Origin of the sequence: Bradyrhizobium sp. 45, from assembly GCF_023073155.1 — a bacterium.
Taxonomy (GTDB): Bacteria; Pseudomonadota; Alphaproteobacteria; order Rhizobiales; family Xanthobacteraceae; genus Bradyrhizobium; species Bradyrhizobium canariense_D.
On record NZ_JADPIX010000006.1, the window covers coordinates 150515 to 171844 of the forward strand.

The 21330-nt window shown below is 64.7% G+C and carries 21 protein-coding genes and 1 pseudogene; 13 read left to right on the forward strand and 9 right to left on the reverse strand.

The annotated features are described in order from the left end of the window. Positions 1-51: 51 nt before the first annotated feature. Genes hemW through rph form a run of 3 tightly spaced genes read right to left on the reverse strand, consistent with a single transcriptional unit; the run spans position 52 to position 2553 of the window. The gene (gene hemW, locus IVB42_RS01260; RefSeq protein WP_018459610.1) at positions 52-1206 is read right to left on the reverse strand and encodes a radical SAM family heme chaperone HemW; all 1155 of its coding nucleotides are present in this window, start codon (positions 1204-1206) and stop codon (positions 52-54) included. After that, positions 1193-1828, reverse strand: coding sequence for an RdgB/HAM1 family non-canonical purine NTP pyrophosphatase (rdgB, locus tag IVB42_RS01265; RefSeq protein ID WP_018459609.1), 636 nt, complete (start codon positions 1826-1828; stop codon positions 1193-1195). Before rdgB ends, hemW begins: the two co-directional genes overlap by 14 nt. An 11-nt stretch (positions 1829-1839) precedes the next feature. Continuing rightward, positions 1840-2553, reverse strand: coding sequence for a ribonuclease PH (gene rph / locus IVB42_RS01270; RefSeq protein WP_007598482.1), 714 nt, complete (start codon positions 2551-2553; stop codon positions 1840-1842). A 181-nt stretch (positions 2554-2734) separates the two neighbouring features. Between rph and hrcA the strand changes: the two genes are divergently transcribed. Beyond that, positions 2735-3823: a heat-inducible transcriptional repressor HrcA gene (gene hrcA, locus IVB42_RS01275; protein WP_007598483.1), complete on the forward strand. Its 1089-nt coding sequence runs from the start codon at positions 2735-2737 to the stop codon at positions 3821-3823. 96 nt (positions 3824-3919) lie between these two features. Further along, positions 3920-4537 (forward strand): nucleotide exchange factor GrpE, encoded by a 618-nt coding sequence (gene grpE, locus IVB42_RS01280; protein ID WP_085349936.1) that lies wholly within the window; start codon positions 3920-3922, stop codon positions 4535-4537. 142 nt (positions 4538-4679) lie between these two features. On the opposite strand, the gene pncA is transcribed toward grpE, so the two are convergent. Together pncA and IVB42_RS01290 are read right to left on the reverse strand one after the other, a co-directional pair. Beyond that, entirely contained in the window at positions 4680-5402 is a 723-nt protein-coding gene (pncA, locus tag IVB42_RS01285; protein ID WP_247390188.1) for a bifunctional nicotinamidase/pyrazinamidase, read from the reverse strand. Positions 5403-5548: 146 nt separating this feature from the next. After that, complete coding sequence (locus IVB42_RS01290; RefSeq protein ID WP_247469625.1) at positions 5549-6490, reverse strand: hypothetical protein; 942 nt, start codon at positions 6488-6490, stop codon at positions 5549-5551. A 394-nt stretch (positions 6491-6884) separates the two neighbouring features. Here IVB42_RS01290 and dnaK point away from each other — a divergent pair, with 394 nt between their 5' ends. From dnaK to IVB42_RS01330, 8 genes are all read left to right on the forward strand, one after another. After that, the gene (gene dnaK, locus IVB42_RS01295; RefSeq protein ID WP_007598490.1) at positions 6885-8786 is read left to right on the forward strand and encodes a molecular chaperone DnaK; all 1902 of its coding nucleotides are present in this window, start codon (positions 6885-6887) and stop codon (positions 8784-8786) included. Between the two features lie 275 nt (positions 8787-9061). After that, positions 9062-10195 (forward strand): molecular chaperone DnaJ, encoded by a 1134-nt coding sequence (gene dnaJ / locus IVB42_RS01300; RefSeq protein ID WP_018459605.1) that lies wholly within the window; start codon positions 9062-9064, stop codon positions 10193-10195. 88 nt (positions 10196-10283) lie between these two features. Then, complete coding sequence (locus IVB42_RS01305; protein WP_007598495.1) at positions 10284-10883, forward strand: rRNA adenine N-6-methyltransferase family protein; 600 nt, start codon at positions 10284-10286, stop codon at positions 10881-10883. A gap of 57 nt (positions 10884-10940) precedes the next feature. Further along, positions 10941-11519, forward strand: coding sequence for an NAD(P)H-dependent oxidoreductase (locus IVB42_RS01310; RefSeq protein WP_026233850.1), 579 nt, complete (start codon positions 10941-10943; stop codon positions 11517-11519). 6 nt (positions 11520-11525) lie between these two features. After that, on the forward strand, positions 11526-12236 hold the full coding sequence (gene pyrF / locus IVB42_RS01315) for an orotidine-5'-phosphate decarboxylase (protein WP_018459602.1): 711 nt from the start codon (positions 11526-11528) through the stop codon (positions 12234-12236). A gap of 23 nt (positions 12237-12259) precedes the next feature. Beyond that, positions 12260-12571: a DUF1330 domain-containing protein gene (locus IVB42_RS01320; RefSeq protein ID WP_018459601.1), complete on the forward strand. Its 312-nt coding sequence runs from the start codon at positions 12260-12262 to the stop codon at positions 12569-12571. A 258-nt stretch (positions 12572-12829) separates the two neighbouring features. Continuing rightward, complete coding sequence (gene dapB / locus IVB42_RS01325) at positions 12830-13645, forward strand: 4-hydroxy-tetrahydrodipicolinate reductase (RefSeq protein ID WP_018459600.1); 816 nt, start codon at positions 12830-12832, stop codon at positions 13643-13645. Between the two features lie 81 nt (positions 13646-13726). After that, positions 13727-14350 carry a 2,3-bisphosphoglycerate-dependent phosphoglycerate mutase gene (locus IVB42_RS01330; protein WP_018459599.1) on the forward strand — a complete coding sequence of 208 codons (624 nt, stop codon included), beginning with the start codon at positions 13727-13729 and terminating at the stop codon, positions 14348-14350. 94 nt (positions 14351-14444) lie between these two features. On the opposite strand, the gene IVB42_RS01335 is transcribed toward IVB42_RS01330, so the two are convergent. Further along, positions 14445-15341 (reverse strand): bifunctional helix-turn-helix domain-containing protein/methylated-DNA--[protein]-cysteine S-methyltransferase, encoded by an 897-nt coding sequence (locus tag IVB42_RS01335; RefSeq protein WP_018459598.1) that lies wholly within the window; start codon positions 15339-15341, stop codon positions 14445-14447. Between the two features lie 56 nt (positions 15342-15397). Then, positions 15398-15931: a DUF2244 domain-containing protein gene (locus tag IVB42_RS01340; RefSeq protein ID WP_018459597.1), complete on the reverse strand. Its 534-nt coding sequence runs from the start codon at positions 15929-15931 to the stop codon at positions 15398-15400. A gap of 22 nt (positions 15932-15953) precedes the next feature. Here IVB42_RS01340 and nth point away from each other — a divergent pair, with 22 nt between their 5' ends. From nth to IVB42_RS01355, 3 genes are read left to right on the forward strand one after another with little or no spacing between them, the layout of a single operon-like run. Further along, positions 15954-16706, forward strand: a complete 753-nt coding sequence (nth, locus tag IVB42_RS01345) for an endonuclease III (protein WP_026233849.1) — start codon at positions 15954-15956, stop codon at positions 16704-16706. Between the two features lie 34 nt (positions 16707-16740). Continuing rightward, positions 16741-17877 (forward strand): HlyD family secretion protein, encoded by a 1137-nt coding sequence (locus tag IVB42_RS01350; protein ID WP_026233848.1) that lies wholly within the window; start codon positions 16741-16743, stop codon positions 17875-17877. Continuing rightward, positions 17864-19492 (forward strand): MFS transporter, encoded by a 1629-nt coding sequence (locus IVB42_RS01355; RefSeq protein ID WP_018459593.1) that lies wholly within the window; start codon positions 17864-17866, stop codon positions 19490-19492. The genes IVB42_RS01350 and IVB42_RS01355 overlap by 14 nt, the downstream gene beginning before the upstream one ends. Positions 19493-19544: 52 nt before the next feature. On the opposite strand, the pseudogene IVB42_RS01360 reads toward IVB42_RS01355, so the two are convergent. Continuing rightward, positions 19545-20328: pseudogene (locus IVB42_RS01360) on the reverse strand (phytanoyl-CoA dioxygenase). 219 nt (positions 20329-20547) lie between these two features. Further along, a complete protein-coding gene (locus IVB42_RS01365; RefSeq protein ID WP_018459591.1) occupies positions 20548-21288 on the reverse strand; it encodes a sulfate transporter family protein in 741 nt (246 codons plus the stop codon). Between the last annotated feature and the right edge of the window lie 42 nt (positions 21289-21330).

A 21330-nucleotide genomic window follows, 5' to 3' on the forward strand; every position in this document is an offset into this window, starting at 1 on the left:
CTGTTTCCTCGACGTCGTCCTGGCTTTCGCCAGGACGACGATGGAGAGACTTTACGCCGCGAGATCCGCGACCACCGCGTCCAGCACCGGAAAACCGCTGCTCGTCACGCGCAGCCGTCCCGTTGCATCCACCGTGATTGCACCTTCTTCGCTCAGCAGCGTGATGCGCTTGGGATCGAGTGAGCGGCCGGAGAGCGCTTTGTAACGCTCGGGGTCGATGCCCTCGGCGAGGCGCAATCCCATAAGCAGGAATTCGTCGGCGCGCTCTTCGCTGTTGAGGAGATCGTCGGTGACGACGCCGTGGCCGTTGGTCTCGACCCGCATCAGCCAGGCTTCGGGGCGCTTCTCGGTGGCGGTCGCGTGCCTGATACCGTCGATGTCGAGGCGGCCATGGGCGCCGGGGCCGATGCCGGCATATTCTTCGCCGCGCCAGTAGACCAGATTGTGCCGGCACTCGGCGCCGCGCCGCGCGTGATTTGAAATCTCGTAGGCGGGCAGGCCGAGCCTGTCGCAGGTCTCCTGCGTGACGTCGTAGAGCGCGCGTGCGACCGCTTCATCCGGCGTCTTCAGCTTGCCGGCTTGATGTAGGCCGAAGAACGGCGTGCCTTCTTCGATCGTCAATTGATAGAGCGACAGATGCTCGGCCGCCTCGCCGATCGCGAGACGCAATTCATCGGCCCACATCGCCGGCGTCTGGTCGGGACGGGCGTAGATCAGGTCGAACGAATAGCGATCGAACGAGCGGCGCGCGATAGCGACGGCATCGAGGGCCTCGCGCGCGCTGTGCATGCGGCCGAGCGCTTTTAGCGAGGCATCGTCGAGCGCCTGCACGCCGAGCGAGACGCGGTTGACGCCGGCGGCGCGATAGCCGGCGAAGCGCGTAGCCTCGACGCTGGTCGGGTTTGCCTCCAGCGTGACTTCGACGTCTTTCGCCACGGTCCAGTGCTTGCCGATGGCGTCGAGCACAGCGCCGACGGTTGCAGGCTGCATGAGCGAGGGCGTACCGCCGCCGAGAAAGATCGAGGTGACTTCGCGTCCGGGCGCGCGCTCGGCGGTCGCAGCGATTTCGCGCGCGAATGCTGACGCAAACCGCGGCTCGTCGATCGGGGCGTGGCGAACGTGGCTGTTGAAGTCGCAATAGGGGCACTTCGACAGGCAGAACGGCCAGTGCACGTAGACGCCGAAGGCTTCCTTAGCGCGGCTCAAGGCAGATCTCCGCCAGTTTCACGAAGGCGCGGGCACGATGCGACAGGCCGAGACCGAGCGGCGGCAGGCCGTGCTTCTCGATGCTCTCCATCTCGCCGAAGGTGCGGCTATGGCCGTCGGGCAAAAACATCGGGTCGTAGCCGAAGCCGGCGGTGCCGCGCGGCGGCCACACCAGCGTGCCGTCGACGCGCCCCTCGACCTCTTCGAGATGATCGTCGGGCCATGCAACGCAGAGCGCGGAAACGAAGTGCGCCTTGCGTTTGGCCGGCGTGGTCGCGCCGCGCTCCTGCAACAGACGCTCGATCTGCGCCATCGCTGCGGCAAAATCCTTGTTCGGGCCGGCCCAGCGCGCCGAGTAGATGCCGGGCGCGCCGTCGAGCGCGTCGACCACGATGCCGGAATCATCGGCGAAAGACGGCAGCTTCGTTGCCTGCGCCGCCGCGATCGCCTTGATCGCGGCATTGCTGCGGAAATCGTTTCCGGTTTCTTCCGGCTCGGGAAGGCCGAGCTCGCCGGCCGACACTGCTTCGATGCCGTAAGGCGCGAGTAGCTCCTTCATCTCGGCGAGCTTGCCGGGATTATGGGTCGCGATAACCAGCTTTCCGGTGATTCGGCGGTGCATCGGGCTATTGACTACGCTACCGCCAGTTTCTGCAAGTCCACGAGACGCGCGACGCCCTTGCGCGCCAGCGCCATCAACGCCAGGAACTCGGCTTCCGTGAATGGCTCGCGTTCCGCGGTGCCCTGGACCTCGATGATGCGGCCATCGCCGGTCATGACGAAATTGGCGTCGGTGTCGGCTTCGGAGTCCTCGGCATAGTCGAGGTCGAGCACGGGCGTGCCCTTGTAGATGCCGCAGGAGATCGCGGCGACGTTGTCGCGCAACACATTGGCCTTGACCATGTTGCGCGCCTTCATCCAGCTGACGCAATCGGCGAGCGCGACCCAGGCACCGGTGATCGAGGCGGTGCGGGTGCCGCCGTCGGCCTGGAGCACGTCGCAATCGACCGTGATCTGGCGCTCACCGAGCGCTTCGAGATTGATGATGGTGCGAAGCGAGCGGCCGATCAGGCGCTGGATTTCGACGGTGCGGCCGCTCTGCTTTCCGGCGGAGGCCTCGCGGCGGGTGCGTTCCGAGGTCGCGCGCGGCAGCATGCCGTATTCGGCGGTGACCCAGCCGCGGCCCTGGCCCTTCAGCCATGGCGGCAGGCGGTCTTCCAGCGTGGCGGTGACCAGCACGTGGGTGTCGCCGAATTTCACCAGGCACGAGCCTTCCGCATATTTGACCACGCCGCGCTCCAGCGTCACGGGGCGCAATTCGTCGGGCGCACGGCGGCTTGGCCGCATGGGAAATCCTCCAAAACTCTCAAAAAAGTGCTGTTGGCGGTGCTTGTAGGGGGGGTGAGGGTGGGCGGCAAGGGGGAAGATCGAGGCCTTCTTCACCCCCGATTTCCAATCCGCCAACGCCACGCTTGTCAGAAGCATCCGGGATAGACAAATTACCTGTGTCTTAGAGGAGTTACCGTCTGTGGCCCATCACGATCCGATCCATCTGATCGCGCCGCGCGCGGGCCTCGCCCAGCTCAACGAGCGTTCCCGCGACATCTTTCGTCAAATCGTCGAAAGCTATCTCGCGACCGGGGAGCCGGTGGGCTCGCGCAATATTTCGCGCCTGATTGCCATGCCGCTTTCGCCGGCCTCGGTCCGCAACGTCATGGCCGATCTGGAACAGCTTGGCCTAATCTACGCCCCGCACACCTCCGCCGGCCGATTGCCGACGGAACTTGGCCTGCGGTTCTTCGTCGATGCCCTGATGCAGGTCGGCGACCTCAATGACAGTGAACGGCAGGCGATCCAGAGCCAGTTGACCTCCGTCGGCCACGCGCAATCGGTGGAGGCTGCGCTCGAGGAGGCATTGACGCGGCTCTCCGGCCTGACCCGCGCCGCCGCCGTCGTGCTGACGCCGAAATCCAATGCGCGGCTGAAACATATCGAATTCGTCCGCTTGGAACCGGAAAAGGCATTGGTGATCCTGGTCGGCGAGGACGGGCAGGTCGAAAATCGCGTGTTGACGCTGCCGCCGGGAGTTCCATCCTCGGCGTTGACCGAAGCCGGCAACTTCCTCAATGCCCGCATTCGGGGCCGGACCCTGGCCGAGGCGCGGCTGGAGCTCGAGACCGCGCTCGGAGAGGCGCGCACCGAGCTCGATCAGCTGACGCACAAGGTGATCTCGGCCGGCATCGCCAGCTGGTCCGGCGGCGAGAACGAGGATCGTCAGCTCATCGTCCGCGGCCACGCCAATCTGCTCGAGGATTTGCATGCGCTGGAGGATCTCGAGCGCGTTCGCCTGCTGTTCGACGATCTCGAGACCAAGCGCGGCGTGATCGACCTGCTCGGCCGGGCCGAAACCGCGGAAGGCGTGCGGATCTTCATCGGCAGTGAGAACAAGCTGTTCTCGCTGTCGGGTTCGTCCACCATCATCTCGCCCTATCGGGACGCCGCCGGCCATATCGTCGGCGTTTTGGGCGTGATCGGGCCGACGCGGCTGAATTATGCCCGCGTGATCCCCACCGTGGACTACGCTGCCCGCATCGTCAGCCGGCTCTTGGGGGGCTGACCGGCGGCCGGGCCGATCACGGGCGCTTGATTTTCGCCGCCCGAAGCACGATATCCGGGCCAGAAACCCCCTGAGACGAATGCGAAAAGAGAGCCGATGACCGATCGAGACCGGCAACCCGAAGACACGAGTGCTGCGGCCGGCGAGCCCGTGGTGTCAAAACCCTACATCATGCCCGACGATCCCGAGCCCGGCTCCGTCGAGCTTCTGCAGAAGGAAGTCGCCGAGGCGCGCGACCGCATGCTGCGGACGCTGGCCGAAATGGAGAATTTGCGCAAGCGGACCACCAAGGAGGTCGCGGATGCCCGCCTCTACGGCATCACCGGCTTTGCCCGCGACGTGCTCGACATCGCCGACAACCTGCAGCGCGCGCTCGATGCCGTTCCGGCCGAAGCCCGTGCGGCGGCCGATGCAGGCCTCGCCTCGCTGATCGAGGGCGTCGAGCTGACTGAGCGCTCGCTGCTCAGCGCGCTGGAAAAACACGGCGTGAAGAAGTTCGACCCCTCGGGCCAGAAGTTCGACCCGAACTTCCAGCAGGCGATGTTCGAGGTGCCCGATGCGTCGGTGCCCGCAGGCACGGTCGTGCAGGTCATGCAGGCCGGCTACACCATCGGCGAGCGCGTGCTGCGTCCCGCCTTGGTCGGTGTCGCCAAGGGCGGCGCCAAGGCTGCGCCCGCTGCCAACAGCAACGAGCCGAACGGCGCGGCCAACTAAGTCGATCCTCATGGCGAGGAGGCGCGTCAGCGCCGTCTCGAACCATGCAGGCCGCGCTGCTGCATCGCGGCCTTCATCCTTCGAGACGCGCGCGAAGAAGCGCGCTCCTCAGGCTGAGGGTCTTGCAGTTTTTTGACCGGGCCTACGCGCTCGCCGCGATATCCGCGGACTGAATCCGCTTCACGCCGGCCTTTGCCATGTCGGCCCAGGCTTTTGCCAGCGAACCCTGATTGTCGATGCCGCGGCAGGCGTCTTCCACCACATAGACCTCGAAGCCCGCCTTGCGCGCGTCGAGCGCGGTCCAGGCGACGCAGAAATCCGTCGCCAGCCCCGCGACGAAGACGCGCTTGATCTTGCGCGCCTTCAGATAGCCGGCGAGACCGGTCGAGGTCTTGCCGTCGGCTTCGAGGAAGGCCGAATAGCTGTCGACGTCCTTGTGAAAACCCTTGCGGATGATGAGCTCGGCGTGCGGGATCGCAAGGTCTTTCGACAGCGCGGCGCCGTCGGTGCCCTGCACGCAATGGTCGGGCCACAGCACCTGCTTGCCGTAGGGAAGATCGACGGTCTCGAACGGCTTCTTGCCGGCGTGGACTGACGCGAAGGAAATATGGCCTTGCGTGTGCCAGTCCTGCGTCATCACCACGTTCGAAAATGCTTTCGAGATCTTGTTGATGACGGGCACCACCTGCTCGCCTTCCTTCACGGCGAGGCTGCCGCCGGGCAGGAAGCAATTCTGCACGTCGATCACGAGCAGCGCGGATGCATCGTCCGGCTTGATCGATGCCGCTGCCAGAACTGCGGTTGGCGCGAGCGCCACGAGCGCGCTCGTCCCGAGCGCCGCCAAGACTTGTCGCCGATCCAGCATCATTCGCCTCCCTCCAGGATGAACTCAACGGAGGGGGAGCCTAGTTCCGTTCGTATACGAACAGAAGCCCGAAAATGCAGCCGGCTTTGGTGAGTGGTTGGGCTTGAGCCGCGGGTTCGGTGCACCTCTCCCGCTTGCGGATGCTGCTAGCCCTTCGGCTGGATGCCGTCGCGGACCGCGCGGAAGCGGGTGAAGGCGGCCGGCCATTGCTCGCGCGGGGCGCTGGCGATGATGCGCAGCGAGGCGCCGCCGCTGCTGAAGCGGATCCACTGCACCACGGTCACCGGCGTCTTGTCCTTGCCGCTGACGCCGTCGATCCGGGTCTCGAAACCCTGCTGGCCGCTGATGCGGATCGGCTCGGACATGGTGACGCGCGACTCGCGCACGCCGGGAATCTGGAGCGCCGCCTCTTGGGCGAAGCGGGCGCGGTCGTCGGCGGCTTGCGGTGTGGCGCCAATCACGCCGAGGATGATAAACGGCTTCGATTCATAGCCGGAGCTCTCGTCGCCGTCGGCCAGGATGATACTCGAGCCCGGCGCCAGCGTGCGGACGTCCTTGAAGTCGGCGAGATCGGTGATCTTGAACGGCATCAGTGCGATCTGCTCTTCGGCCGAGACCTGCTTCCGGGTGACGACGCTCGCGAACATCTGCCGCACCGCCTCGTCGGTGTAGATCTTGATCGCATTCTCCGGAATCTGCACCGCGACGTAGCCGGAGAAGCCGGCGCCCGGCACGATCATCGAATAGCGCCGCACTGGCGTCTCGCCCGCCTTGCCGCTCTCCGTGGTGAAATAGGCCACGCCCGCGGGCGTCTCGATCTTGTCCTGCTTGACGCCGTTGGTGCCGGCCGGGTTGGAGTTGAAGGCGCTCACGACCTCGCCATAGGCGGCCGCCGGCAGCTCCGTGATCAGCACCTTGACGTTGCCGTCCTCGCTCTCGAAGCCGGGAAAGGTCTTGGCCGTGCTGAGGCCGACCAATGGCACCATGCCGAGGCGCAAGCCGGGTGGGAAAACGGCGTCGGCGGCCAGAGCCGGAAGCGTAGAGGCGACGAGGAGGGCGAGCGCGGCGAGGGGGCGGATCAGCTTCATGGGCACTCTGATTGGTTCACATTGAGGCCGTTCGATGGTGGCCAGCCGGCCGCTTTGTCGCGCGAGGCAGCCCGAGGACGAGCCCGGCCGGCTGCCCGCCTTTTAACGGTTTTGGTCTGGCCGCAACAGGGCGGGGCGGGATGCGGTAGCGGATGCCGGCCAATCGCGGACCTGTTAATAATTCCTCACCCGCAAGGGCGGTGCAGCCCGGATATGTTCTTCCAAAACCCAATGTTTTCACGGCCGAAACTTGCGTTCGGTCCTTGCAGGCACCTCCCCCCCTCCTATATGACCCCCAACCATCGCAATATCGCGAATGTTTGATCTTAGGGGGTTTCGGTTCGGGTGCCTTCTGGGCCCAGCCAGCCTGCCGCAAAAACAAGGATACAGGACCATGGGAAAGGTCATCGGGATCGACCTCGGCACCACGAATTCGTGCGTCGCCGTAATGGATGGCAAGAACGCCAAAGTCATCGAGAATTCCGAAGGCATGCGCACGACGCCTTCGATCGTCGCCGTGACGGACGACGGTGAGCGCCTCGTCGGCCAGCCGGCCAAGCGCCAGGCCGTCACCAATCCCGAGCGCACGTTCTTCGCAGTGAAGCGCCTGATCGGCCGCCGCTACGACGACCCGATGGTCGAGAAGGACAAGAAGCTCGTTCCGTACAAGATCGTGAAGGCTTCCAACGGCGACGCCTGGGTCGAGGCCGACGGCCAGACCTACTCGCCCTCGCAGGTCTCGGCGTTCATCCTGCAGAAGATGAAGGAGACCGCGGAAGCCCATCTCGGCCAGAAGGTCGACCAGGCCGTCATCACCGTGCCCGCCTACTTCAACGACGCCCAGCGCCAGGCGACCAAGGACGCCGGCAAGATCGCGGGCCTTGAAGTGCTGCGCATCATCAACGAGCCGACCGCGGCCGCGCTCGCCTACGGCCTCGACAAGACCAAGGCCGGCACGATCGCCGTGTACGATCTCGGCGGCGGCACGTTCGATATCTCGATTCTCGAAATCGGCGACGGCGTGTTCGAGGTGAAGTCGACCAACGGCGACACCTTCCTCGGCGGCGAAGACTTCGACATGCGCCTGGTCGGCTATCTCGCCGACGAATTCCAGAAGGAGCAGGGCATCAACCTGCGCAACGACAAGCTCGCGTTGCAGCGCCTAAAGGAAGCCGCCGAAAAGGCCAAGATCGAGCTGTCGTCGACGACGCAGACCGAGATCAACCTGCCCTTCATCACCGCGGACCAGACCGGCCCGAAGCATCTGACGATGAAGCTCACCCGCGCCAAGTTCGAGGCGCTGGTCGATGACCTCGTTCAGAAGACCGTCGAGCCCTGCCGCAAGGCGCTGAAGGATGCCGGCCTCACCGCCGCCGAGATCGGCGAAGTGGTGCTGGTCGGCGGCATGTCGCGCATGCCGAAGGTCCAGGAAGTCGTGAAGCAGCTGTTCGGCAAGGAGCCGCACAAGGGCGTCAACCCAGACGAAGTCGTGGCGATCGGCGCCGCGATCCAGGCCGGCGTGCTTCAGGGCGACGTCAAGGACGTGCTGCTGCTCGACGTGACCCCGCTGTCGCTGGGCATCGAGACTCTGGGCGGCGTGTTCACCCGCATCATCGACCGCAACACCACGATCCCGACCAAGAAGAGCCAGGTGTTCTCGACCGCCGAGGACAGCCAGAACGCGGTCACCATCCGCGTCTTCCAGGGCGAGCGTGAAATGGCGGCCGACAACAAGATGCTCGGCCAGTTCGACCTGATGGGCATTCCGCCGGCCCCGCGCGGCATGCCGCAGATCGAGGTGACCTTCGACATCGACGCCAACGGTATCGTCAACGTCTCGGCCAAGGACAAGGCCACGTCCAAGGAGCAGCAGATCCGCATCCAGGCCTCCGGCGGTCTGTCGGAAGCCGACATCGAGAAGATGGTCAAGGACGCCGAGGCCAATGCCGAGGCGGACAAGAAGCGCCGCGAGGCCGTGACTGCCAAAAACGACGCGGATGGACTGGTGCATTCGACTGAGAAGGCACTGGCCGAGCACGGTTCGAAGGTCGCCGAGACCGAGCGCCGCGCCATCGAGGATGCCGTCAGCGACCTCAAGGAAGCGCTGAAGGGCGACGATGCCGAAGCGATCAAGGCCAAGACCCAAACGCTGGCCCAGGCTTCGATGAAGCTCGGCGAGGCCATGTACAAGCAGCAGGCCGAGGCCGACGCCAAGAAGGATGCGGCCAAGGACGACGTCGTCGACGCGGAATTCACCGAAGTCGACGACGACAAGACCAACAAGAAGTCCGCCTGAACCCCGCGAGGGTGATGATGCGGACGGCTTGGACCCTCCACACGCCAACGGCCTCCTCCCTCGCGGGGGAGGCCATCGTGTCGGGCTCGACAAGCCAAGGCACTGATAAAATCGGCACTGATAAAATCGGGGCCGTTACGATCGATCAATTCCCAGCCGTTATTCTGAACACTGCCGTGCAATCCTCTGCCGCGAGGCGGAAGGGTGCTTATATCGCTGCATGGCGACGTTGCTTCGCTCCGACTTGAATCGCGATCGGATAGACCGAGCTCATCATGTCCACGTCCACCAAGCGCTGCTACTACGAAACCCTCGAAGTCGAACGCGATGCCGACGATTCCGCGCTGAAATCGTCGTTCCGCAAGCTGGCGATGAAGTTTCACCCCGACCGTAATCCCGGGGACAACACCAGCGAAGTCAAGTTCAAGGAAATCAACGAGGCCTACGAGGTCCTGAAAGACAAGGACAAGCGCGCCGCCTATGACCGTTACGGCCATGCCGCCTTCGAGCAGGGCGGCGGTGGCGGCGCCGGTTTCGGCGCGGGCTTCGCCTCCTCCTTTTCCGACATTTTCGAAGATTTGTTCGGCATGGCCGGACAGCGCGGGGGCCGTGGCGGCCGCGAGCGCGGCGCCGACCTGCGCTACAACATGGAAATCACGCTCGAGGAAGCTTTTGGCGGCAAGACCGCGCAGATCGAGATCCCGGTCTCGGTCACTTGCGAAGCCTGCTCGGGCATCGGAGCCAAGGCCGGTACCAAGCCGAAGACCTGCTCGACCTGCGGCGGCGCCGGACGCGTACGGCAGTCGCAGGGCTTCTTCACGCTGGAGCGAACCTGTCCGGGCTGCCAGGGCCGCGGCCAGATGATCGAGGACGCCTGCCCGTCCTGCTCGGGTCAGGGGCGCGTCACCCGCGAGCGGACGCTGTCGGTCAACATTCCCCCTGGAGTCGAGGACGGCACCAGGATCAGGCTTGCCGGCGAGGGCGAGGCCGGGGTCCGCGGCGGCCCGCCCGGCGACCTCTACATCTTCCTGTCGCTGGCCCAGCACCAGTTCTTCCAGCGCGACGGCGCCGATCTGCATTGCCGCGTGCCGATCTCGATGGTGACGGCGGCGCTTGGCGGCGAGTTCGAGGTGCCGACCATCGAGAAGGGCAAGACCAAGGTGAAGGTCCCTGCGGGGACCCAGTCCAGCCGTCGATTCCGCATCGCATCAAAAGGCATGCCGGTGCTGCGCTCGCGCCAGATGGGCGACATGTACGTTCAGGTCGTGGTCGAGACCCCGCAAAATCTCACCAAAAAGCAGCAGGAATTGCTGGCCGAGTTCGACAAACTCTCCTCCGGCAACACCCAGCCGGAATCCGAGGGTTTCTTCACCAAGGTCAAGGATTTCTTCGGTAATCGGGCGAGTTGACGCGTCTTGACCGTGCCGCTTTCGGCCTATACGTCTTTATGACCATTTTCTGACACGCCGCGGTCCCGCGGTCCCGGCCGGTCCCGACATGCCATTGCCATCGTCCGCGCGTGCGTTGAAGAAGCCCCGTCTCGATGACGAGGTGCGTTTTCTCCGGTCATGGATCGAAAAGCCCCTGCACATGGGTGCGGTGATGCCGTCGGGCAAGCTGCTGGCCCGGACCATGGCCCATTACGTCGACGTCAATTCGGACGCACCGGTGGTCGAGCTTGGGCCCGGCACCGGCGCCATCACCTCGGCCCTGGTCGAGCGCGGCGTCGATCAGAAACGTCTCGTCCTCGTCGAATACAATCCGGGCTTCTGCGCCCTGCTGCGCGACCGCTATCCGCAGGCCAAGGTGGTGCAGGGCGATGCCTATCGTCTGCGCGACACCCTGTGGAACGTGCTGAGCGCGCCGGCCTCCGCGGTCGTCTCCGGCCTGCCGCTGGTCACAAAACCGATGCTGACGCGGCTGCGGCTCATCCGCGACGCCTTCACGGCCCTGGCGCCCGGTGCGCCCTTCGTCCAGTTCACCTATGCGGTGGTGCCGCCGATTCCGAAATCGCTGCCCGGCGTGTCCACAGAGGCCTCCGAACGGATCTGGATGAACCTTCCGCCGGCCCGCGTCTGGGTGTATCGCAAGGACTAATTCCGCCGGCATTCCTGTTTGCGTGGCGGTCTCGTTTCGCCGAACGCATGGAAGCGGATGTCCGCACCGAAAATTCTGATCATTCCCGGCTCCCTGCGCACCGGCTCGCAAAATGCGAAGCTGGCAGCGGTCGCTGCCTATGCATTCGATCAGGCCGGTGTCGACGTCACCCGGATCTCGCTCGCCGATTTTCCGCTGCCGATTTATGACGGCGACCTGCAGGCCAAATCCGGTGTGCCGAAGCACGCGATCAATCTCAAGCGCATGATCGGCGCGCATCATGGCGTGTTGATCGTCTCGCCCGAATACAACGCCTCGGTGCCGCCGCTGCTGAAGAACGCGATCGACTGGGTCAGCCGCGTGCATGAGCTGCACGAGCCGCGCGGCGAGGTGTTCCGCAACCGCGTCTTCGCGCTCGCCGGCGCCTCGCAGAGCCGGCTTGGCGCGGCTCGCGCGCTGCAGGCGTTGCGGCTGATCCTGACCTCCTGCCACGCCAATGTGATTGCCAGCCAGCTGACGCTCGCCTTTGCCGACCAGGCCTATGACGATATGGACAGGCTGAAGCACGAGGGCGATATCGCCGCGTTGAAGGAACTGGTGCGGCAGTTGATCGACGTTTCCCAACGCATGATGTGAGGTGACATGACGCCAGCCGAGATTGCCCCGAAAGACCGCCTGATCGTCGCGCTCGATCTGCCCAGCGTTGATGCCGCGGAAGCTATGGTCAACCGGCTCGGCGACAGCGTCACCTTCTACAAGATCGGCTATCGGCTCGCTTATGCCGGCGGCTTGCCGCTGGTCGGCAAGCTCGCCGACCAGGGCAAGAAGGTCTTTCTCGATCTCAAGCTGCACGACATCGGCAACACCGTGGCGCAGGGCGTCGACAGCATCACAAGGCTCGGCGCGACCTTCCTCACCGTGCACGCTTATCCGCAGACCATGAAGGGTGCCGTCGAAGGTCGCGGCAGCTCGAACCTGAAGATCCTCGCCGTCACTGTTCTGACGTCCTACAACGAGGACGATCTGCACGCGGCAGGCTTCCGGCTCGGCGTCTCCGAGCTCGTCGAAGCGCGCGCGCAGCAGGCGCAGGTGCTCGGCATCGACGGGCTGGTATCGTCGCCCGAGGAAGTCGGAGCCTTGCGCAAGATCGTCGGCCACCAGATGAGCCTCGTCACCCCCGGCATCCGGCCGGCGGGCGCCGCGAGCGGCGACCAGAAACGCATCATGACGCCGGGCCGCGCGATTGCGGCCGGCGCGGATTATCTCGTGGTCGGGCGGCCGGTGGTGGAAGCCACGGACTCCAGGGCGATCGCCGAGGCCATCCAGGCCGAGATCGCGCAAGCGCTCGGCTAACTACCAACACAGGGAGAAGAACAATGGCAAAAGGCTACTGGATCGGACGCGTCGACGTGAGCAGTGACGAGGGCTACAAGCCCTATGCCGTCGCCAATGGTCCGATCTTCAAGAAATGGGGTGGCCGCTTCGTCGTCCGCGCCGGCAAGTTCACCACCGTCGAAGGCGCCAGCCGCACCCGCAATGTCGTGATCGAATTCCCGGACTACGAGACCGCGATCGCCTGCTACAACTCGCCGGAATACCAGGCCAACATCAAGGTGCGCCAGCCGCACTCCGTCGCCGACCTCATCGTCATCGAGGGCTATGACGGCCCGCAACCGTCAGACGGCTGAGGCGCGAACTCCTCTTATTACTCTTGCCGAAATGCTCGGCCTGCATGGTTCGCCCGGCGATGCAGAGCATCGTCCGGAACGCCCGCCTTGCGGGCTCCTCACCATGAGGGTCTGATATCTTGCCGCAAGACGCGACCTCATCCTGAGGGCCGCCACAGGCGGGCGTCTCGAAGGATGGCCGCAGGCGACCTGCCCCCAATCCCCCTCGGTTGCCGGAACTGCATCCCCCCGCTACAACGGCCGTGAGAGGATCGCACCATGTCCGATATGCGCTTGATCGTTGCTGGAGCCGGCGGCCGGATGGGCCGGGCGCTGACGCGGGCGATTGCCGAGACCAAAGGCGCGGTGCTGGCCGGCGCGCTGGAGGCGCCGGGCTCGGAGCTGCTCGGCAAGGATGCCGGCGTGCTGGCAGGTCTGCCGGCCAATGGCATCAAACTCTCCGGCGATCTCTGGGCGATGTCGAAGGACGCCGACGGCATTCTGGATTTCACCGTGCCCGCGGCGACCCTCGCCAATGTCGCGATCGCCGCCGAGCGCGGCCTCGTGCACGTGGTCGGAACGACCGGCCTGTCGGGCTCCGACAACGCCGTGATCAAGAGCGTCACCAACCGCGCCGTCGTGGTGCAGTCCGGCAATATGAGCCTGGGTGTCAATCTGCTTGCCGCTGTGGTCAAGCGAGTCGCCAAGGCGCTCGACGAGAGCTTCGACATCGAGATCGTCGAGACCCATCACCGCATGAAGATCGACGCGCCCTCGGGCACGGCACTGATGCTGGGCCAGGCCGCAGCTAGCGGCCGCGGCATCGCGCTCGACGAGCATGCAGACCGCGGCCGCGACGGCATCACCGGCGCACGCAAGCCCGGCGACATCGGCTTTGCGTCGTTGCGCGGCGGCACCGCGGCCGGCGATCACAGCGTGAGCTTCCTCGGCGCGTTCGAGCGCCTGACGCTGTCGCATCACGCGGAGGATCGCATGCTGTTCGCCCACGGCGCGCTGAAAGCCGCGCTCTGGGCGCATGGCAAGAAGCCGGGGCACTACTCCATGGCCGACGTACTCGGCCTGTCCGACATCTGAACGAAGCATGATCCGGAAAAGTGTGAAGCGGTTTTCCGACAAGATCATGCTTAAACAACGAACGAAACGGAAAAGCAGTCGATGAGCGAACGTCTTCTCGTGCTGGTGCGGCACGGCCAGAGCGAATGGAATCTGAAGAACCTCTTCACGGGCTGGAAGGATCCTGATCTCACCGAGCTCGGCGTCAAGGAAGCCTCGGAAGCCGGCCGCAAGCTGAAGGCGCAGGGTCTCGTGTTCGACGTTGCATACACCTCGGTCTTGACGCGCGCACAGCACACGCTCGATCTCATTCTCGGCGAGCTCGACCAGAAGGGCCTGTCGACGACGAAGAACCTCGCGCTGAACGAGCGCGACTATGGCGATCTCTCCGGTCTCAACAAGGATGACGCCCGCAAGAAATGGGGCGAGGACCAGGTGCTGATCTGGCGCCGCTCCTACGACGTGCCGCCGCCCGGTGGCGAAAGCCTGAAGGACACGCTGGCGCGCGCGCTGCCGTATTACGTGCAGGAGATCCTGCCCGGCGTGCTCAACGGCAAGCGCACATTGGTCGCGGCTCACGGCAATTCGCTGCGCGCGCTGATCATGGTGCTGGAAAAGCTCTCGCCCGAAGGCATTTTGAAGCGCGAGCTCGCCACCGGCGTGCCGATCATCTACCGGCTCAATGCGGATTCGACGGTGGCATCGAAGCTGGATCTGGCGGGATAAAGACGTTCGCGCGCGACTGAGTCCCGCCAAGCACTCGGTGTCGTCCTGGCTTTCGCCAGGACGACTAAGTGGGGCAGTTTACGCGTGGCAACTCTTACTGCAGCCCCAGCTGCCCGGCCTCCCAGCCCAGCATCGCCTGCTTGCGAGTGATGCCCCAGTGGTAGCCGGTGAGCGTGCCGCTCTTGCCGAGCGCGCGGTGGCAGGGCACGACGAAGGACACCGGGTTCTTGCCGACGGCGGCGCCGACGGCGCGTGACGCTTTCGGGCTGTTGATGTTGCAGGCGATGTCCGAATAGGACACCGCGCGGCCCATCGGGATCTTCAGCAAGGTCTCCCACACCCGCACCTCGAAATCGGTACCGATCATCACCACGCGCAGCGGCTGGTCCGGCCGCCAGAGTTTTGTGTCGAAGATGCGCTGCGCCAATGGTGCGGTACCTTCGTGATCCTCGACGTAAGTTGCGTTCCGCCATCGCCGCGTCATATCGGCAAGCGCCACCTGTTCCTCACCGGGATCGGCGAAAGCGAGTCCCGACAATCCGCGATCGGTCGCGATCACGATCGCGGTGCCGAACGGTGAGTGATGGAAGCCGTAGCGCAAGGTGAGGCCGGCGCCGCCGTTCTTCCATTCGCCCGGCGACATCGCCTCATGGGTGACGAAGAGATCGTGCAGCCGGCCCGGACCCGACAAACCGGAGTCAAGCGCGGCGTCGAGGATACTCGCCGAATCCCTGAGCAAGCCCTTGGCGTGATCGAGCGTGAGCGCCTGCATAAAAGCCTTCGGCGTGATCGAGGCCCAGCGGCGGAACAGATGGTGCAGCTCGTCCGGGGTGACGCCGGCCGCATCCGCCATCGCCTCGATGGTCGGCTGCGTGCGCCATTTTTCGGAGATGAAGGCGATCGCCCGGCGCACGGAATCATAGTCGCGCATCGCGGCGTTCTGGGAGCCCGGCCCGGCCAGGCGCTGGTCATGTATCGCGAGTGTCATCATGCCTGGAAATGTAGGAGGGGGCGGGGTACGAAACCACCCGATTTCCGATCCGCAAATCAGGTCACCGGATTGTAGGTCGGACCGCGCCTGGCGGCATTTAAGGCCTCAACCAAACCCTTGTAGAAACTTGCCTTTTCGTCCGGCCCCAGGAAGCGGGCGATCTGGATCTGGTGACCTCGCGAGATCAGATAGAGGTGCTCGATGCCAAAATCCTCGTCGATTTCCATGTCGAGTCGAACCCAGAGCGGATTGAAGGTCCATTCGACGACCTGGCCATGCTGGCTGACGCGCCGCACGCGCAATTCAGATGGCGTGACCACGATCTCCTCGCTGGCCCGCGCCGCACGGAAATTGGCCTTGAAAGCCCACCAGATCACCAGCACGTCGAGGCCGAAAAAGCCGAACACCGGCCAGGCGCCCATCATCAGGAAGACGAGGCCGGTGACGAAGCTGACGGCGCTCAGGAACAGCATCACGGCGAGGAAGCCGGTGCGGTTCAGCGAGCGGTGCGGCGTCAGGCGCGCGGAAAAGATCTGAGGCTCAGCCTCGCTTGCAGATCGTTCGCGCTCAATTTCATTGCCTGTGCTCATCGTCCCTCAGTATATCCCGATCATGGCGAAAATCACCCGCACGCCGGCCCCCCGCAAAACGTCCGTGCCGAAGAAAAAGGCGAAGGTGGCCGCCGCGAAGCCCAAGGCCCCCGGCAAGAAATCTCTCAAAGCCATGAAACCCTGGACGCCGCCCGAAGTCCGCGAGGCCTTCAGCCGTTTCCGCAAGGCTAACCCGGAGCCAAAGGGGGAGCTCGAGCACGTCAATCCGTTCACGCTGCTGGTTGCCGTGGTGCTGTCGGCACAGGCGACTGACGCCGGCGTCAACAAGGCGACGCGCGCGCTGTTTGCGGTCGCCGACACGCCCCAGAAGATGCTTGACCTCGGCGAGGAACGCCTGCGCGAGTACATCAAGACCATCGGGCTCTATCGCACCAAGGCCAGAAACGTCATCGCGCTGTCGGCGAAGCTGCTCAGCGAGTTCGGCGGCGAGGTGCCGCGCACGCGCGTCGGGATCGAGTCGTTGCCCGGCGCCGGGCGCAAGACCGCCAATGTCGTGCTCAACATGGCCTTCGGCGAGCACACCATGGCGGTCGATACGCATGTCTTCCGCGTCGGCAACCGGACCGGACTTGCGCCCGGCAAGACGCCGCTGGAGGTCGAGCTCGGTCTCGAAAAGGTGATCCCGGCCGAGTTCATGCTGCATGCCCATCATTGGCTGATCCTGCATGGCCGCTATACTTGCCTCGCGCGCAAGCCGCGCTGCGAGGTTTGCCTGATCAACGATCTCTGCCGGTGGCCGGAAAAGACGGTCTGAAAATAGCGTTCGGGAAAGTGGTTTGGAGTCTAGCGTGAGTCAGCAGGAACAAATCTCGCCATCGCCACCTCCTGCTACACCGCCGCCGCCACCGAAGCCAACGCAGCCACCGGCGAGTTCGCTCTGGAGCCGGCTCGCGATTCCGCTGTTCGCGGTGATCGTCGCGCTCGGCTTCGTCGCGCTTGCAACGCAGCGCTTCGACGAATGGGTCGGCAATTCGGTGGTCCAGACCACCAACGACGCCTATGTGCGCGCCGAGCTGACGCGGCTCGCCAGTCGCGTCTCCGGCGAAGTGCTGACCGTCGGGGTCACCGACTTCCAGCGCGTCAAGGCCGGCGATCTCCTGATCCAGATCGATCCTGCCGACTATGAGACGCAAGTCGCGCAGGCCGAAGCGGCGGTCGCCGCTGCGCAGGCCGTGCTCGACAATCTGGCGAACCAGATCGAGCTGCAATATGCGACGATTGCGCAGGCGCAAGCCGCGCGGCTCTCGGCCGAAGCCGTGGAGGTCGAGGCGCGGCAGGAGCAGGAGCGTCAGCAGTCGCTGTCGCAGACCGAATCCGGTACGCGGCAGCGCTTCGAACAGGCGGTCGCAGGCTATGCCAAGGCGCAGGCCGACGTGCGCGCGAGCCGCGCCGTGATCGCGGCCCAGCAGCATCAGCTCGAAGTCCTGCAAGGCACCAGGAAGCAGCGCGCGGCCGATCTCGAAGCGACCAAGGCGACGCTGGCGAGCGCGAAGCTAAAGCTCGGCTACACCAAGATATCCGCGCCGTTCGATGGCGTCGTCGGCGAGCGACAGGTCCAGCCCGGCGACTACGTCAACATCGGCACCAACCTCATCAACGTCGTGCCGTTGCCGAAGGTCTATGTGATCGCGAATTACAAGGAGACCCAGCTTACCCACGTCGCACCGGGTCAGCCGGTCGAGATCACCGTCGACAGTTTCCCGCGCGAGAAGCTGCGCGGCCGGGTCGAGCGCATTGCGCCCGCGACCGGCGCGCAGGTCGCGCTGCTGCCACCGGACAACGCAACCGGCAACTTCACCAAAGTCGTGCAGCGCATTCCCGTGCGCATCCAGTTCGACGACAACCAGCCGCTGCTGGCGCGGCTGGTGCCGGGCATGTCGGTCGTCACCAGCATCGACACCAAGGCCGGCAATGGCGGAAAATGACGATTCCAGTCGCGGACCGCTCTCGCGCGGCGGCGTCGCCCCGCAGCCGCTGTTTGCGGTGGCGGCGGTGCTGCTCGGCTCGTTCCTCGCCAATTTTGACAGCCGGCTGACCACGATTGGCCTGCCGGACCTGCGCGGCGCGTTCTCGCTCTCGTTCGACGAAGGCGCATGGCTCTCCACGGCGGGCATCGGCTCGCAGATCTTCATCGCGCCCGCGGTGGCCTGGCTTGCCACCGTATTCGGCCTGCGTCGCGTGCTGGGTATCCCCAGCCTCGTCTATGCCGCGGTCTCGCTGATCATCCCGTTCGTGCACGACTATCCGACATTGCTCGCGCTCAGCGTCGTGCATGGCCTCCTGCTCGGCACCTTCGTGCCGGCGACGCTGATGATCGTGTTCCGCAATTTACCGATCCGCTGGTGGCTTCCGGCGATCTCGATCTATTCGATCCGCGTCGGCTTCGCGCTCGATACATCGAGCTCGCTGGTCGGCTTCTATGTCGACCATCTCGGCTGGCAATGGCTGTACTGGCAGAGCGTCCTGATCGCGCCGCTGATGGGCCTGATGGTCTATTGGGGCACGCCGAACGAGCCGGTGAATCGCGCTTTGCTGCGCGACGCCGATTGGGGCGGCATGCTGCTGCTCGGCGCCGGCGTCTCGATGATCTATGCCGGGCTCGACCAGGGCAACCGTCTGGACTGGCTGGGGTCGGGGACTGTGATGGCGTTGATCATTGCCGGCGCGGTGCTGGTCGCGGGCTTCCTCGTCAACGAGTCCCTGGTGCGGCAGCCCTGGGCGCATGTGAACGTCTTGTTCTCGCGCAATATCGGCCTGGGGCTGGTCCTGATCCTGCTCTACACGCTGACCAGCCTCTCCAACGCCTCGCTGGTGCCGAATTTCCTCGCCACCATCGCCCTGCTCAGGCCGGAGCAGAGTGGCTTGCTGCTGCTCACCTATGGCGCCTTGCCAATGTTCGTGCTGGTGCCGCTCTCGATCTGGCTGCTGCGGCATTTCGATACGCGCACGGTGGTGGTCGTGGGATTTGCCTGTTTCGCCGCCGCCAATCTCTGGGGCACGCAGCTCAGCCATGATTGGGCGCGCGAGGATTTCGCGGGCATCGTGCTGCTCCAGGCGATCGGGCAGTCGCTGACCTTGCTGCCGCTGATCATCACGCTGCTGTCCAACTCCGATCCGAGCCGTGCGACCTCGTTTGCCGCCTATATCCAGATCATGCGGCTCGGTGGCGCCGAGATCGGCGTCGCGTTGATGGGGACGTGGCTGCGCGTCCGCGAGCAGATCCATTCCTTCTATCTCGGCCAGAATCTCGGTGTCGGCGACGTCGACGTGGTCCGCATGCTGAAACAGCTCGCCGACCATTTTGCGGCCCATGGTGCCGGCTCGGCACAGGCACGCGCGGTCGGTACGCTCGCCGGCCTCGTCCAGCGCGAGGCCAATGTGCTCGCCTATATCGACGGCTTCTGGCTGTGCTTCTGGGTCGCGATGGCGGCGCTCGGCGTCGTCGCCCTAGTCACCCGTGCCCCGCCCGGCCCGTTCACGCCGGCGCCGTTCGGCTTCGCCAGGATGCTGTTGCGCAGATGCGGAGTGCCCCTGACGTAGGTTCAGGATCCAGACGACCCACGCGCCGAGCGACGGTCCGGGTTGGCTCTGACTATAACGTCAGACCACAAGCCCGACGGATGGCGATCTGAACCGGCGAGGGTGGCAACGCCGGGTCGAACTCGCCTGTTGGCAGCAGCGGCGGCTGTGCCATGAAACGCGGGCGCTTCCCCCGGTGAGGTTGCGCGGCGTGAACCAGGAATGGATGGCAGAGATAAACGGTCCCTGCCGCACCGATTGCCAGTTCAACGTCGCAATCTTCCGTAGAAGCGTAACCGTTGGCAGAGATCTGCTCCAGCGTTGCGCCTGCATCGCCATAGGGCAGCAGCTCCCGGGCGATGGTGGCGTTTCCGTATCTTCGTTGGCGCATCCTCAGGGCCTACGCCCGAGAACAGGAAGAGCATTAGCAATGCGCGTCCGCTGCTCTTCACATTGACGCGCCACTGCATGAAATCCGGATTATCGAAGCCGAAACTCATGTCCACATGCCAGCCATCATCACCAGGGGATTCCGGTGAGGGAAAGCGGACCGGAAAAGTTCCGAGCGCATTGGGCGCGATCCAGCGGCGGTCACCCGCGAGTTGGTCATAGGCTTCGTGCAGGATCGGCGTGTTGGCGGCTTCAATGAATGGTGGCGAGGTCTTGGATCCCACCCGAATGACCGGCTGGGTCCAGCTTTCGGGCTCGTGTGGCGATAGACCAATATCCGCCCACAATTCGTCCCTGCATTGTTTCGCAAGGTGCGTGCTGAAGGCGTTCTCGATCTTGATGAAACCGTCGTCGATGAAGTTTAGGACCCGATGAGAGGTCACGCCGATGCGCTCGGTTTTGGGCATTGCACATTTCTCCGTTCGGCCACCGCGTCAGCGCAGCCGTCTTGATCTGATTGGCGCGATACGCCGGAACGACTTGGTCGCTCAGATCAGCGGGAAGAATGTGGACATGAAAATCATGCTGCGTACCTTACGGCGGCGGAGAGCAAAATCAAGACAAGCGGGACGCAGAGCGCCTCTACGAGGGGGCGTCGTACGAGCGCGCCGCCAAGTCCGCTTGACCTACCGCATCTGCCGCGCCGGCTCGATCAGCTCGGGCCGCGGACCTGACAGCCGCTTGTGCATGTGAACCATGAAGGCCATGGCGAAGATCGGCGTCGCCAGATTGACGATCGGGATCGAGACGAAGGCTGCGATGAACAGGCCCGCGGTGAAGATGGTGGCGGCGTTGTCGCGCCGCATCGCCTTGGCTTCCTCCGGCGAGCGAAACCGCATCGCCGCGAGCTCGAAATATTCGCGGCCGAGCAGCCAGGCCGTGGCGAGGAAGAAGACCAGGAAACCGGCGCCGGCGAAAAGCACCAGCGGTAATGCGACCAGATAGACCAGGATCGTCAGCAGCGCGGTCTTGACGCCCTCGTAGATCGCCTGGCTGAACGGCAGCGCGATCCCCGGCCGCTCCGCCGGATAGTGCTCGCGCTCGACGATGTCGGCGACGTCGTCGACGAACACGCTCGCAACCAGGGAGGTGATCGCGGGCATCAGGAACACAGCCCCGAACACGACGCCGAGGCCCGCGGCGATCGAAATGATCCAGGACAACACCTCGAGCGATGAGTGCCAACCCGGACCGAGCAGGCCTTCCAGCCACGCCTCGCCATAGGTCGCAAACCAGCTCAGCAGCCGCTGCAAGCCGATCGCCAGCACGATGATCAGCACCAGTGCGACGCCGATCGACCGCCACAGGATCGAGCGCATCGGCGGCGAGATCATTTGTGACAGCGCCTTGACGGCGGCATCCAGCATGGGAGTTCCTCTCACGAAATCACCCGCGAGAGGTAGACACCC

Excerpts from the sequence above, each read along its gene's own strand:
- rdgB (WP_018459609.1), bottom strand. The coding sequence starts at position 1,828 with ATGCACCGCCGAATCACCGGAAAGCTGGTTATCGCGACCCATAATCCC.
- rph (WP_007598482.1), bottom strand. The coding sequence starts at position 2,553 with ATGCGGCCAAGCCGCCGTGCGCCCGACGAATTGCGCCCCGTGACGCTG.
- grpE (WP_085349936.1), top strand. The coding sequence starts at position 3,920 with ATGACCGATCGAGACCGGCAACCCGAAGACACGAGTGCTGCGGCCGGC.
- pncA (WP_247390188.1), bottom strand. The coding sequence starts at position 5,402 with ATGCTGGATCGGCGACAAGTCTTGGCGGCGCTCGGGACGAGCGCGCTC.
- IVB42_RS01290 (WP_247469625.1), bottom strand. The coding sequence starts at position 6,490 with ATGAAGCTGATCCGCCCCCTCGCCGCGCTCGCCCTCCTCGTCGCCTCT.
- dnaK (WP_007598490.1), top strand. The coding sequence starts at position 6,885 with ATGGGAAAGGTCATCGGGATCGACCTCGGCACCACGAATTCGTGCGTC.
- dnaJ (WP_018459605.1), top strand. The coding sequence starts at position 9,062 with ATGTCCACGTCCACCAAGCGCTGCTACTACGAAACCCTCGAAGTCGAA.
- IVB42_RS01305 (WP_007598495.1), top strand. The coding sequence starts at position 10,284 with ATGCCATTGCCATCGTCCGCGCGTGCGTTGAAGAAGCCCCGTCTCGAT.
- IVB42_RS01310 (WP_026233850.1), top strand. The coding sequence starts at position 10,941 with ATGTCCGCACCGAAAATTCTGATCATTCCCGGCTCCCTGCGCACCGGC.
- pyrF (WP_018459602.1), top strand. The coding sequence starts at position 11,526 with ATGACGCCAGCCGAGATTGCCCCGAAAGACCGCCTGATCGTCGCGCTC.
- IVB42_RS01320 (WP_018459601.1), top strand. The coding sequence starts at position 12,260 with ATGGCAAAAGGCTACTGGATCGGACGCGTCGACGTGAGCAGTGACGAG.
- dapB (WP_018459600.1), top strand. The coding sequence starts at position 12,830 with ATGTCCGATATGCGCTTGATCGTTGCTGGAGCCGGCGGCCGGATGGGC.
- IVB42_RS01330 (WP_018459599.1), top strand. The coding sequence starts at position 13,727 with ATGAGCGAACGTCTTCTCGTGCTGGTGCGGCACGGCCAGAGCGAATGG.
- IVB42_RS01335 (WP_018459598.1), bottom strand. The coding sequence starts at position 15,341 with ATGATGACACTCGCGATACATGACCAGCGCCTGGCCGGGCCGGGCTCC.
- IVB42_RS01340 (WP_018459597.1), bottom strand. The coding sequence starts at position 15,931 with ATGAGCACAGGCAATGAAATTGAGCGCGAACGATCTGCAAGCGAGGCT.
- nth (WP_026233849.1), top strand. The coding sequence starts at position 15,954 with ATGGCGAAAATCACCCGCACGCCGGCCCCCCGCAAAACGTCCGTGCCG.
- IVB42_RS01355 (WP_018459593.1), top strand. The coding sequence starts at position 17,864 with ATGGCGGAAAATGACGATTCCAGTCGCGGACCGCTCTCGCGCGGCGGC.
- IVB42_RS01365 (WP_018459591.1), bottom strand. The coding sequence starts at position 21,288 with ATGCTGGATGCCGCCGTCAAGGCGCTGTCACAAATGATCTCGCCGCCG.